We start from the raw sequence: 12,318 nt of genomic DNA on the forward strand, positions 1-12,318 counted from the left end.
TCGTTCCCGTCACTTCGACGTCGATGCCAGCTGGCTGGAGAGCCACGCCGACTGGGACTGGAGCTTGCTGAGGCTGGTCTCGAGGGCGGAGTACTGCGCCTGCAGCGTCGCCCGTCGTGCGGTGAGCCGGTCCGACCAGTTGTCGATCTGCGTCGTCAGGTCCTTCGCGACCGACTGCTGCCCGGTGATCGAGGTCGTGATCGACCCCGTGTACTTGTCCGACGCGGCCGTCGCCGCGGCGCCGACGTTCGTCGCGACGCCGGACAGCATGGCCTGGGTGCCCTGCGGGTCGTCCGCCAGGGCCTTCTGGAAGACCGCGGCGTCGAAGCTGAAGGTGCCGTCCTTCTGGATGACGATGCCGATGGACGACGGCGACTTCCCGTTCACCGGCGTCGACATCGTCGTGGTGAGGCGCTGCACCGCGTCGCGGGTCGTGCCGTCACCGGTCAGGATGCCGGCCTTCGTCGACGTGGTGCCGGTGGTCGGACTCGTGGTGCTCGTCACCGCCGTGTTCGTGGCGTAGTACGAGGTGATCGCGTTGAGCGCGTCGACGAGTCCGGACGCGACGGCCTGGGCCTTCGTGGTGTCCTGCGCGACCGTGACGGTCACCGGGTCGGTCGTGGTCTGCGTGACCGTGACGTCGAGCCCCGGCAGCAGGTCGTCGAACGTGTTCGTGGCGCTCGTGACCGTCTGTGCGGCGGCGGTCCCCGCCCAGAGTGTGACGCTCGCGTCCTTGCCCTGGGTGACGACGGCGGCCCCCGGCTGGCTGAAGACGTTCGTCGCGGTACCGGCCGTCACGTCGTCGGACGAACCGCGGTAGAGCGTGAAGGAGGCCGCTGCGCCGGTCTTCGTCGCGCTGAGCTGCAGGCGGTAGAGCTTCGTGCCGTCGGTGTCGGTCCCGGCCGCGACCTTCGTCGCGGTCACGCCGGCGCCGGCCTTGTTGATCGCGGTGACCGCGTCGTCGAGCGATCCCGAGGCCGGTGTGACGGTGGTCTTCTTCCCGTCGGCACCGACGAGCGTGAGCGGCTCGGCTTCGGACGCCCAGGTGGACATCGCGGCGGTGACGCCGACGTGTGCCGCCGCGGTCGACCCGACCTGGAAGCTGACGGAGCCGGCCGAGGCCGTGGCATCGGTCGCGACGGTGACCCCGGTGGACGAGCTCTTCGCGGCGTACACGTCGAGCGAGGTGGCCTTGGCTGCGTCGCCGGCCTTCGTCGCGAGCGTCTGCACGAGCGAGTTGATCGTCTGCAACGAGGAGACGAACGAGTTGGTGTCGGTGAGCTTGTTCTTGAGCAGGGTCTGCGGGACCTGCTCGATGGTCATCAGCGAGTTGATCAGGTCGGAGGTCTTGAGACCGCTGACCAGACCGTCGATCGCGAGACTGTTGCCCGAGACGGACGACGTCGACATCGCGGGGCTCCCTGTCGTCGGGGGTAGTCGTGGGTGTGGTGACGCCGCCGTCCGGAGGACTCGAACTCCTCCGGACGACGGCGTCGGTGGTGCTAGCGGAGGAGCGAGAGCACGCCCTGGGTGCTCTGGTTCGCCTGCGCGAGCATCGAGGTGCCGGCCTGGCTCAGGATGTTGTCGCGGGTGTACTTGACCATCTCCTGCGCCATGTCGACGTCGGTGATGCGCGAACCAGCAGCGGTCAGGTTCTCCTTGGCCACGTTCGTCACGTTGATGGCGTGGTCGAAGCGGTTCTGGACCGCACCGAGCTCCGAACGAGCCGACGAAACCGACGCGATCGCGACGTCGAGCGCCTTGATGGAGTCCTGCGCCTCGGCGTTCGAGCCGAACTTGAGCGCACCGCTGGTCACGTCCTTCAACGTGACGTCCTCAGCAGTGACCTTGCCTCCGTCTGCTGCCGTCAGGGTGAAGCCAGTGGTCTTGCCAGCGGCGTCCGTGGTGGCGGTAGCGGTGAAGCCCGAGTCGGCAAGCTTGGTGTTGAGCTTCGTGACGTAATCGGCGGCGTCGGTGGCGTCGTCCACCGTCACGTCGACGGCCGACCCCTTGTCGCTCGACAGCTTGAGCTCAGTCGGGGCCGTCGGAGCAGTCGCGTCGAACGACTTGTCGTCGAACTCGAAGGCCTGCGTCGTCGTCCCGTCCTTCAGGGTCGTCGCCAGCTTGCTGATGTTCGCGCCCGCCAGGTCGACCGTGATCTTGCTGCTCGCGTCACCGTTCGCGCCGACCTGGAAGGTGAGCTTGCCGTCGCCAGCAGTCCCCGCCTTGCCGTCGAGCAGCTTGATGCCGTTGAAGTTGGTCGAGTCGGAGATACGGCTGAGCTCCTGCTGGAGCTGACCGACCTCAGTCTTGATGGCTTCACGCGACGTCGGGTTGTTCGAGTCGTTACCCGCCTGCACGGCCAGGTCGCGCATGCGCTGGAGGATCGAGTGGGTCTCGGTGAGGCCACCTTCAGCGGTCTGCACGACGGAGATGCCGTCCTGCGCGTTGCGGGCGGCGACCGTGAGGCCACCGACCTGCGACTTGAGTCCCTCGGAGATCGTCAGACCGGCAGCGTCGTCGGCAGCACGGTTGATGCGGAGACCCGTCGAGAGCTTCTCGAGGGACTTCGACAGGTCGTTCTGCGTCGCGTTGAGGTTCCGGTACGTGTTGAGTGCCGAGAGGTTGGTGTTGATGGACATACCCATGGTGGTTTCCTCCGTGAATCCTTGGGTGGTGGTGTCTGCCCGTCCATGGGCTGACATCCGTGACTCTCGGCAGGTTCGCCGAGGTCGTTAGGTGTCGGCGAGGAAATCTCCTCGCCGAAGATCAGCTGGCTGCGACGACCGTCGGCGCCGACGCGTCCTGCACGGCGCGGGCGACCCCGGCGGCGGCGTTCGCCGCGACCCGCGCCAGGTACGCACTGCGCCGCGCGGCGGTCGTGCGCGACACCGGCTCGACCGCGGTGCCGTCGCCGTAGTGCTCGGCGAGCCCGTCCCGCAGCAGCCGCATCGCCTCGGACCGCTGCTGCGACACCGCGGAGTGCGTGATCCCGAGCTCGGCCGCGACCTCGGTGACCGAGCGGTCGCCGAAGTAGACGTTCTCGACGACGTACCGCATGCGCTCGGGCAGGGCGGCGACGGCGGCGCGCAGGTAGCGGCGCTTCTCGGCCTCGAGCAGGTCCTCACCGGGAAGCGGGTCCTCGGACGCGATGACGTCGTGCACGGTCTCGTCGATCGTGCCGACCGTCCGGGCGGCGTCGGACATGGCATCGGCGGCCGTCTGGCGGTCGACGCCCATCGCGTCGGCGATCTCCTGCACGCCGACCGAGCGACCGAGCCGGGCGGACAGTGCCTCCTGCGTCGCGAGGGTCTCGCGGATGCGCTTCCGGGTGCCGCGCGACGCCCAGTCGGACGAGCGCATGTCGTCGGCGAGCGCACCGGTGATCCGGGTGCGGGCGTAGGCGCCGAAGGGCACGCCGAGCTCCGGGTCGAAGGCCTCGGCGGCGGCGACGAGTGCGAGCGAGCCCACGGCAGCCAGGTCGTCTCGGTCGAGGTGGGTGGCCCGCGCACGGACGTCCGACACGATGTAGCCGACGAGCGGCAGGTGCTCCACGATCATCGCGTTGCGTGCGTTCCGGTCCATTGGCTTCCCCTGGTCGACGTGCTGACTGACCCGTCCGTGGGCGCGACGGACACCGGCCCTCGGGAGGCCGGTGCGGTCGACGAAGAACCACCCGGTTCCCTCCGGGCGGTGCACCCGCGCCCCTGCGACGCGGTGCGGGAGTGTCCCCCGCGGTGCGGTTCGAATGTATCGGCTGGGAAGTGACCGGTGCAGGCTGTGAACGTCCCCAGTGCGGGGGGACGCTGGGTTCCGGCGGTCCGCACTTCGGCGGACAAACCGGCACGAACCGCCGGTTCTGTCCCCCGGTCTGGGTGACGGTGCGTCCCCCGGGAGCGCACGGCCGGGAGGCGCGGCACCGCTCCGCCGAGCAGCGCCGGCCCGTCTCGTGCCCGCGTCCACCGCCGCGGTCCGCTTACGACGGACCGCTCGGCGTCGATAGTCCCCGCTGTCCACCGGAAGGCGGACCGGCACGACCCGCTGGTCGCCGACACCGATCCCGAACCGGGAGGAGCCATGAGCGTGAACGACCTGTCCGCCGTCCTCTGGCGCGAGCGCGAACTGCTCGAACTGCTCACGTTCAAGCTCGAGGAGGAGCAGCTCCTGCTCGCCGCCGGGCGCTCCCGCTGGGTGTCGCACGCCAGCCGCGAGGTCGAGCAGGTCCTCGAACGGCTCCGCAGCACCGGGCTCGAGCGCGCCGCGTCGAGTGCCGCCGTCGCCGAGGAGTGGGGTGTCGACCCCGACGCTCCCCTGCGCGACGTGGTCGCCGCCGCGCCGAACGGACCCTGGGGCGAGATCCTCGCGACGCACCTCGCCGCGATGGTCGAGCTGACGACGCACATCGGCGCGCTCCGCGACGAGAACGACCGCTTCCTCCGGACGGCTGCCCAGGCCACCGAGGAGACCCTCGCCGGCTCGGTCGGCGACGCGTCCACGTACGACGCCTCGGGCAGCTCCGGCTCCCGTCCCGACGGCGCACGCCTGTTCGAGGGGACCCTGTAGCACCGTGGTGAGCACCTTCGGATCCCTCGCGACCGCCTACTCCGGCCTGACCGCGGCACGCGCCGGCATCGACGTCACCGGGCAGAACATCGCCAACGCCGGCACCGCCGGGTACACGCGCCAGCGCGTCACGCAGTCGTCGGTCCCCGCCGTGCAGACCGGTTTCGTGCACGGCACCGCTGCCCTCGCCGGGCAGGGCGTCTCCGTCGACGGCATCGCACGCCTCGGCTCCCTGACGCTCGACGCCGGCCTCCGCGCGGCGACCGGCTCGTCGGCCTGGGCACAGACCCGCGCGACCGGGCTCTCGGCGATCGAGGACGGCCTGCACGAGCCCGGGAAGAACGGTCTGTCGGCACAGCTCGACGTCTTCTGGTCCGCGTGGGGCGACCTCGCCGCGCACCCCGACGACGCGGGCGCCGCCTCGTCCGTGATCGCCGCCGCGACCACCGTCGCGACCGCCCTCGCCACCGGCTCGAGGGCGCTCGACACGCAGTGGGCGACGGTCCGTTCGACGGCCGCGACCCAGGTCGACCAGCTCAACGCCGCGGCGAAGCAGGTCGCCGGGCTGAACGTGCAGATCCGGTCGGCCCTCGCCGCCGGTGGCAGCGCGAACGAACTGCAGGACCAGCGCGACCGGCTCACGCAGCAGATCGCGGGACTCGCCGGTGGCACGGTCCGGACGAACTCCGACGGCACCGTCGACGTCCTCCTCGGCGGCAACCCGCTCGTGCAGGGCGACACCGTCCGCACCGTCGCGCTCGAGGGCGGCGCGCGTCTGGGCGACGGCGCTGCCGTGTCCCTCCGCTGGACCTCGGGCAGTGCCGGCTCGGTGACGCTCGACGGCGGCTCGATCGGTGGCGCGCTCGCACTCCTCGCCCCCGCTGCCGGCGGCACGGGCGGCGCCATCGCCGAGGCGTCAGCCGCGTACGACCGGGTCGCGACCCGACTCGCCGAGACCGTGAACACCGAGCACGCGAAGGGCACCACGCCCTCGGGTGCCACCGGAGCGCCGTTCTTCGCCCTCGCCGCGGGCACCCCGGCCGCGCAGGGCCTCTCGGTCGTCCCGACCGACGGCGACGGGCTGGCGACGCGGAACGCGGCGGGGCAACTCGACGACTCGTTCGCCGACACGCTCTCGCGACTCGGTACGGTCGCCGGGGGTGCGGACCGCACCTGGGCGAGTTTCGTGGCGGGGGTGGGCAGCGCCTCCCGGACGGCCTCGTCGGAGGCGACGCTCACCGGACTCGCCCTCACCAGCGCGCGCACGCAGCAGCAGTCCGGCGCCGGCGTGGACCTCGACGAGGAGAACGTCAACCTGCTCAGCTACCAGCACGCCTACCAGGGCGCAGCGCGCGTCCTCACCGCGGTCGACGAGATGCTCGACACGCTCATCAACCGCGTCGGACTCGTCGGGAGGGGCTGACCGTGATCACCCGTGTGACCACCCAGATGTCGATCACGGCCGCGACGGAGCGGCTGCAGGCGAACGCCGCCCGCGTCGCCGACGCCACGCAGCGCGCCACCACGCTGCAGGCGATCGCGAAGCCGTCGGACGACCCGGTCGGCACCGGCTCGTCGATGCAGGTGCGGAAGGAGCAGGCCGCCGCCGCGCAGTACACGCGCAACGCGAACGACGCGGTGGGCTGGCTCGCGACGACCGACAGTGCCCTGTCCGGCGCCCACGCGGTGCTGACGACGGTGCGGGACCTGACCGTGCAGGCCGCGAACTCCGGTGTGATGGACGACACCGCCCGCGACGCGTTCATCACGCAGTTCCGGGCGCTCAAGGCCGACCTCGAGTCCGCCGCCAACACGACCTACGGCACGCGGTCGGTCTTCGCCGGCTCCTCGACCGAGGCGACCGCCTACACGAGCGCCGACGGCTTCGCCGCTGCGACCACCGCGGTGTCCCGACGCGTCGGCGACGCCCAGACCGTGCGGGTCGACACCCCGGGGGCCGCGGCGTTCGGCTCCGGCGCGACGTCGGCCTTCGCGGTGATCGACGGCATCGTCGCCGACCTGCAGAACGGTGTGAACGTGAACCCGAAGCTCAACGACGTCGACGCGGCGTTCGGCACCCTCCGTGCGGCGCAGGCCGACGTGGGTGTGCGGCACGCGGCGGCACTGGGGGCGCAGGACGCGCTGAAGACCTCGTCCGTCGCGCTGGAGACCCGTCGCGCCGGCATCGAGGACCTCGACCTCGCCGGTGCGGTCCTCGACCTGCAGGTGCAGCAGACCACGTACCAGGCAGCCCTCGCCGTCACCGCGAAGGTCCTGCAGCCGACCCTGATGGACTACCTCCGATGAGCATCGACCTGACCTTCCCCACGCCGCCGTTCGGGCTGTCGCCGGCACCCGTGTTCACCCTGGAGCCCGTCGAAGGTGCCGAGGGGCTCTTCGCCCTGCACGGCGACGACGCGCGGCTGTTCCTGCTCGACGCCGCGGTGCACCTGCCCGACTACGCGCCCGAGCTCACCGACGAGCAGGCGGCCCTGATCGGCCTGACCGACCCCGCCGACGCGATGCTCCTCGTGGTCGCCAACCCGGGGGCGTCCGGCACGACGGTGAACCTGCTCGCCCCGGTCGTCGTGCACGCGCGCACGGCCGTCGGCGCCCAGTTCATCCTCGAGGACCAGGACCTGCCGCTGCGTGCGCAGCTCGCGCGGCGGTAGCGCGGCGGCCCTGGCGCACGCTGCGGGCGCGGGGAGCGGGGCTCGCTGGCTGGCGCTGTCGTACGACTCACCCGCTGTCGTACGACAACGGATTCGTCGTACTTCTCGCGAGACCGCGGCCCCTCGCGGCTGACACGACAGATCCGCTGTCGTACGACATCAACGTTGTCGCACTCCTCGCCACCGTCACTCCTCCACAGCCGGGAGGTCCGGCTCACCATCCCCAGTTCAGCTCTCCCCCGCCGGTCTCGCCGGTCCACGGCGCGACGCTTACGGACATGCACGAACGAGTCCTCGCCGTCCCGCTGATCCGGACGAGTCGCTTCCCCTCCGCAGAGCGCCGCGCACTGCAACGTCGAGCACAGCGCGGCGAGCTCCGGCCTATCCGGCCCGGTGTCCTGGTCGATCCAGCAGCGATCACCGACCTCCTGCCAGAGGAACACCACCTCTTGCTGGTGCGCGCCACCGCACACCGCATCCAGCCCCCGAGACTGCTGGCACATCGCAGCGCTGCACTCGCGTACGGGCTCCCCCTCGTCGGTGCCCCACCGGACCGCGTGGAACTGCGGGATCCACGGCGTTCTCGCGCGGAGACCACGACCTACCAGCGGCTTCGGCCGCTGGTCGCGCGTGCTCCTCGCGGAAAGTGGGACGGCACTCCGCCGTACAGCCCGTCGATGTTCGCTGGCGTCGCCGTCGAACCGCTCGTCGACGTCCTGCTGGACATCGCCGCGACCGAACCGCTCTGCACAGCGCTCCCGATCATCGACGCCGCGTTGCACGGCCGTCGGGTGCTCTCGTCGATGCTCTCGGAGACAGCAGGGGCGTCCGCCACTGCGCGCGACAAGGCGGCGGCGGCGCTCGGGATGGGGTCGGCGCTGTCCGACTCCCCGGCGGAGTCGGTGTGCCGGGTGCGCTTCCGACTGCTCGGGACGCCGGAGCCCGTCCAGCAGCACGTCTTCAGCCGCGCGGGAGACCGGACGGCAGTCGTCGACTTCTGGTTCCCGGACCAGGGCGTCGTCGTCGAGGTCGACGGGCGGGCGAAGTACGGCGACGGTGCGGACGCCGCCGCCGCACACTGGCAGGAGAAGCAGCGCGAGGACTTCATCCGGTCGTTCCCCGAGGTCCGCACGGTCGTCCGGGTCGTCTGGGCCGACCTGATGGAACCCGAGCGCTTGCGCGCGAAGCTCCTCCGAGCGGGTGTGCCGTGCCGGTGACGACGACCTGCACGACCACCGAGCCGGCGCGCGCGGCGTCCTGCGAGTGCGGAGCTCCCACCGCGTCGGCGTACGTTCTGCGTCATGGCCCGACAGCACAACGACGGGGCGATCGTGCCGATGCCGCCCGCCCCGGTCCAGTCCGACACCCGCGACGACCGCACCCCCACACCCGAGAATCCCACGGGGTGGACCAAGATGCTCGACCGCGTCATCGCCGTGCAGCGTCCCGTGGTGGTCGCGCACGTGAACGCCGTGCGGCGTCGCCACCCGGATGCGAGCCCTGCCGAGGTCATCCAGATCCTCGAGCGGCAGTACCTCACGGCGGTGACCACGGGCGGCGCTGCCGTGGGAGCGAGTGCGGTGATCCCCGGGGTCGGCATGGCAGCGGCGCTCGGCCTCAGCGGTGCCGAGACGGTCGGCTTCCTCGAGGCCACGGCACTCTTCGCGCAGTCGGTGACCGAGGTGCACGGCATCGCCCTCGAGGACCCGGAACGCTCGCGCACCCTCGTGATGGCCCTCATCCTCGGCGCTCCGGGGACGCAACTCGTCAAGCAGCTCGCCGGTCAGGCCACCGGGGGCCAGGCACGCTCGGCGTTCTGGGGCGAGATGGTGACCGCCTCCCTGCCGAAGCAGGTGGTGAGCGGCATCGGTGGCAAGGTCCGCGACCAGTTCATCAAGCGCTTCGCAGCGCGGCAGGGCGCCTCGGTCCTCGGCCGTGCGCTGCCGTTCGGCATCGGCGCGGCCGTCGGCGGCCTGGGCAACCACGCACTCGGCAAGAAGGTCGTCCAGGCGTCCCGCGAGGGCTTCGGACTGCCACCGCGGCACTTCCCCGTCGTCCTCGAGACGAGGCCGACGAAGCCGACGAAGGAGCGCGGCCGTGGGGCGAAGGACCGAGCGGCCGGCGACGGACGAACGGACGAGAAGGAACGTCGAGCGCTGCCGTGGCGCCGGAAGGAGCGAGACGACGAGGACCTCTGGGCGGACACGCCGCACCGTGACCCCCAGCACGACCGCGAGGTACCCGACGGGCGCGGCGAGCGCGGCTGACGTCGCACGGCTGACGGACGGGAGGCGCGGTGCCAGCGTGCACCGCGCCTCCCGTCCGTGCGCAGTCCGCGTCCGTCGACGGGCCGCCTCCGTCAGCGCGTCACCGGGTCACGACCGCCGCTTCGGCGTCCGCACCACCTGCCCGGCGTGCGCGAAGCCCCCGCCGAAGCCGAACAGCAGCGCCAGGGTGTCCTCCGGCAGCTCCCCGCGGTGCCACGCCTTCGACAGCCCGAGCGGCACGCTCGCGGCCGAGGTGTTCCCGGACTCGACCACGTCCCGCACGACGTACTTGTCCCCGCCGCCGAGTGCCTCGGCCAGCGGCTCGATGATGCGGAGGTTCGCCTGGTGGAAGGCGAGGACGCCGATGTCGTCGAGCGTCACTCCGGCTGCGTCGACGACCGCGCGGGCGTGTCCCTCGGCCTCCGTGATCGCCCAGCGGTAGATCGACCGACCCTGCTGCGTGAAGTACTCGGGGTCGCGCGTGACCAACACGGCCTCGTTGAGGTGCGGCACGCTCCCCCACGACACGGGTCCGATCTCCGCGGTGTCGGCAGCACCGATCACCACGGCTCCGGCACCGTCGCCGACGAGCACGCATGTCGAGCGGTCCGTCCAGTCGGCGATGCTGGACAGGGTCTCGGAGCCGATCACGAGGGCGGTGTCCGAGGCGCCGACGCGGATCGACTGGTCGGCGAGGGCCATCGCGTACTCGAAGCCGCTGCACGCCGTGTTGATGTCGATGGGTGCCGGACCGTTCGCCATCCCGAGCGCCGCGGCGACCCGTCCGGCCGTGTACGGCGACCGCTCGCGGTGCGTGGTCGAGGCGACGATCACGAGCCCGATGTCGGAGGGCTCGAGACCGGCGTCGGCGACGGCCATCCGACCGGCCTCGATCGCCATCGACACGACGCTGTCGTCAGGGCCCGCGATCCGGCGGGTCCTGATGCCGGTGCGGGTGGTGATCCACTCGTCGTTCGTGTCGACCATCGTCGACAGTTCGTCGTTGGTGAGGACCCGGTCGGGTTGGTGGTGGCCGAAGCCGAGGATCCGGCTGCCACGGAGTGCTGGCGTGTTCACCCGCGGCACGCTACTCCCCTCGGTCCACGGCGCATGCCGGGCGGAGCATGCACGAACGAGTCGACAGCCGGTCCGGACGCCGCGCAACCGCAGCCGTCGCCGGCGCGGTCACCCCCACGCGACCGTCGCCGGTCCGGTCACCGCCGCGCCGCTGCCGTCGCCCGGTCGTTCGCCCGCTTGATCGCCTGGACGAGTTCGTCCTTGTCCATCTTCGAGCGGCCGCTGACGTCGAGGCGCTTCGCGACCTCCATCAGGTGCGCCTTCGAGGCGTTCGCGTCGACGCCGCCCTGGGTCTCCCCGGAGCCGCGCGTGCCCTCCGCGCCGGAGTCCGACGGACCGGAGGAGTCCTTCTCCTCCCAGTGGTCGCCGACCTTCTCGTACTCGTGCTTGACGGCGGCGTAGGCGGTGCGGTGTGCGCGCTCTCCCGGACCGTACGTCTCGTTCGCCGAGTCGAGCGTCTCGGCGAAGATGTCCTGCGCGTGCTCCGGCGACCGCTGCAGGGTGCTGGGGATCTCGTCCTTCGCGGGCATGGTGCGTCCTTCCGTGTGGGGTCCATCGGCCGCACTCCGTGGAGGACGGTTCGTCCCGTTCTACGCCGGGCGCATGACCGGCACCCGCAGGGCCTGGTTCGCACACCCGCACCCGCGTAGACCGGAGGCATGGACTACACACACCTCGGACGGACAGGGCTGTCGGTGTCACGAGCGGTGCTCGGCACGATGAACTTCGGACCGGAGACCAGCGAGGACGACTCGCACGCGATCATGGACCGGGCGCACGAACTCGGCGTGAACTTCTTCGACACCGCCAACGGCTACGGCGGCTCGGTGGGCAAGGGTGCCACCGAGGAGATCATCGGCCGTTGGTTCGCGAAGGGCGGCGGTCGACGCGAGAAGACCGTGCTCGCGACGAAGGTGTACGGCGAGATGACCGATTGGCCGAACGGCGGCAAGCTGAGCGCGCTGAACATCCGGCAGTCGCTCGACGCGAGCCTCCGTCGGCTGCAGACCGACCACGTCGACCTGTACCAGTTCCACCACGTCGACCGGGCGACCCCGTGGGACGAGATCTGGCAGGCGATCGACGTCGCCGTGCAGCAGGGCAAGGTGCTCTACGTCGGCTCGTCGAACTTCGCCGGGTGGCACATCGCGCAGGCGCAGGAGGCAGCCGTACGCCGGGGCAGCCTCGGCCTGGTGAGCGAGCAGTCGATCTACAACCTCGTCGTGCGCGACGTCGAGCGCGAGGTCCTGCCCGCCGCCCGTGAGTACGGCCTCGGGGTCATCCCGTGGTCGCCGTTGCAGGGCGGACTGCTCGGCGGGGTCATCGAGAAGACCGAGAACGGCTCCCGGCGCCTGTCCGGCCGCAGCGCGGAGTACGTCGAGGGACACCGCGACCAGCTCACCGCCTACGAGTCGCTCGCGAAGGAGCTCGGTCACACCCCGGGCGAGCTGGCCCTGGCGTGGCTGCTGCACCAGCCCGGTGTGACGGCGCCGATCACCGGCCCGCGCACGATGGAGCAGTGGGAGTCCGCGGTGCGCGCCGTCGACATCCGACTCGACCAGCGCGCCCTCGACCGGCTCGACGAGATCTTCCCGGGCCACGACACCTCGCCGGAGGACTACGCCTGGTGACCTGACAGCACGGCGCACCACGCGCCGTGGTCGCGACCACCGGACGGGAGGCGGCGCCCCGCGGCCCCCCCCCCCCCCCGCACCCCTCCCGCCCACCCCCCCCCCCCC

Annotated in this window: 12 protein-coding genes; 7 read left to right on the plus strand and 5 right to left on the minus strand. The window is 71.5% G+C overall.

The genetic code is table 11. The annotated features are described in order from the left end of the window. Window positions 1–9: 9 nt before the first annotated feature. The 3 genes from fliD to PIJ49_RS07050 form a co-directional block, all read right to left on the minus strand. Window positions 10–1,410, minus strand: coding sequence for a flagellar filament capping protein FliD (gene fliD / locus PIJ49_RS07040; protein WP_271826188.1), 1,401 nt, complete (start codon window positions 1,408–1,410; stop codon window positions 10–12). A 92-nt stretch (window positions 1,411–1,502) separates the two neighbouring features. Continuing rightward, entirely contained in the window at window positions 1,503–2,648 is a 1,146-nt protein-coding gene (locus PIJ49_RS07045; RefSeq protein WP_066654102.1) for a flagellin N-terminal helical domain-containing protein, read from the minus strand. 121 nt (window positions 2,649–2,769) lie between these two features. Continuing rightward, window positions 2,770–3,585: a sigma-70 family RNA polymerase sigma factor gene (locus PIJ49_RS07050; protein WP_066654100.1), complete on the minus strand. Its 816-nt coding sequence runs from the start codon at window positions 3,583–3,585 to the stop codon at window positions 2,770–2,772. Between the two features lie 492 nt (window positions 3,586–4,077). On the opposite strand from PIJ49_RS07050, the gene PIJ49_RS07055 reads away from it, so the two are divergent. The 6 genes from PIJ49_RS07055 to PIJ49_RS07080 all read left to right on the plus strand — a co-directional run bounded on the left by PIJ49_RS07055 (window position 4,078) and on the right by PIJ49_RS07080 (window position 9,502). After that, window positions 4,078–4,563, plus strand: a complete 486-nt coding sequence (locus PIJ49_RS07055; RefSeq protein WP_066654099.1) for a flagellar protein FlgN — start codon at window positions 4,078–4,080, stop codon at window positions 4,561–4,563. Window positions 4,564–4,570: 7 nt separating this feature from the next. Then, window positions 4,571–5,986, plus strand: a complete 1,416-nt coding sequence (gene flgK / locus PIJ49_RS07060; protein WP_271826189.1) for a flagellar hook-associated protein FlgK — start codon at window positions 4,571–4,573, stop codon at window positions 5,984–5,986. Between the two features lie 2 nt (window positions 5,987–5,988). Then, complete coding sequence (locus PIJ49_RS07065; protein WP_066654097.1) at window positions 5,989–6,870, plus strand: flagellin N-terminal helical domain-containing protein; 882 nt, start codon at window positions 5,989–5,991, stop codon at window positions 6,868–6,870. Further along, window positions 6,867–7,235, plus strand: a complete 369-nt coding sequence (gene fliW, locus PIJ49_RS07070) for a flagellar assembly protein FliW (RefSeq protein ID WP_066654096.1) — start codon at window positions 6,867–6,869, stop codon at window positions 7,233–7,235. Before PIJ49_RS07065 ends, fliW begins: the two co-directional genes overlap by 4 nt. Before the next feature lie 677 nt (window positions 7,236–7,912). Then, window positions 7,913–8,452 (plus strand): hypothetical protein, encoded by a 540-nt coding sequence (locus tag PIJ49_RS07075; RefSeq protein ID WP_066654094.1) that lies wholly within the window; start codon window positions 7,913–7,915, stop codon window positions 8,450–8,452. Between the two features lie 84 nt (window positions 8,453–8,536). Further along, the gene (locus tag PIJ49_RS07080) at window positions 8,537–9,502 is read left to right on the plus strand and encodes a hypothetical protein (protein ID WP_200884142.1); all 966 of its coding nucleotides are present in this window, start codon (window positions 8,537–8,539) and stop codon (window positions 9,500–9,502) included. Window positions 9,503–9,610: 108 nt separating this feature from the next. On the opposite strand, the gene PIJ49_RS07085 is transcribed toward PIJ49_RS07080, so the two are convergent. After that, on the minus strand, window positions 9,611–10,579 hold the full coding sequence (locus PIJ49_RS07085; protein ID WP_209682805.1) for a beta-ketoacyl-ACP synthase 3: 969 nt from the start codon (window positions 10,577–10,579) through the stop codon (window positions 9,611–9,613). Between the two features lie 137 nt (window positions 10,580–10,716). Next, window positions 10,717–11,109 carry a ChaB family protein gene (locus tag PIJ49_RS07090; RefSeq protein ID WP_209682807.1) on the minus strand — a complete coding sequence of 131 codons (393 nt, stop codon included), beginning with the start codon at window positions 11,107–11,109 and terminating at the stop codon, window positions 10,717–10,719. A 129-nt stretch (window positions 11,110–11,238) separates the two neighbouring features. On the opposite strand from PIJ49_RS07090, the gene PIJ49_RS07095 reads away from it, so the two are divergent. Then, window positions 11,239–12,210: an aldo/keto reductase gene (locus tag PIJ49_RS07095; RefSeq protein WP_066654088.1), complete on the plus strand. Its 972-nt coding sequence runs from the start codon at window positions 11,239–11,241 to the stop codon at window positions 12,208–12,210. Window positions 12,211–12,318 lie beyond the last annotated feature (108 nt).

This window comes from Curtobacterium uvaldense, assembly GCF_028307415.1.
Taxonomy (GTDB): Bacteria; Actinomycetota; Actinomycetes; order Actinomycetales; family Microbacteriaceae; genus Curtobacterium.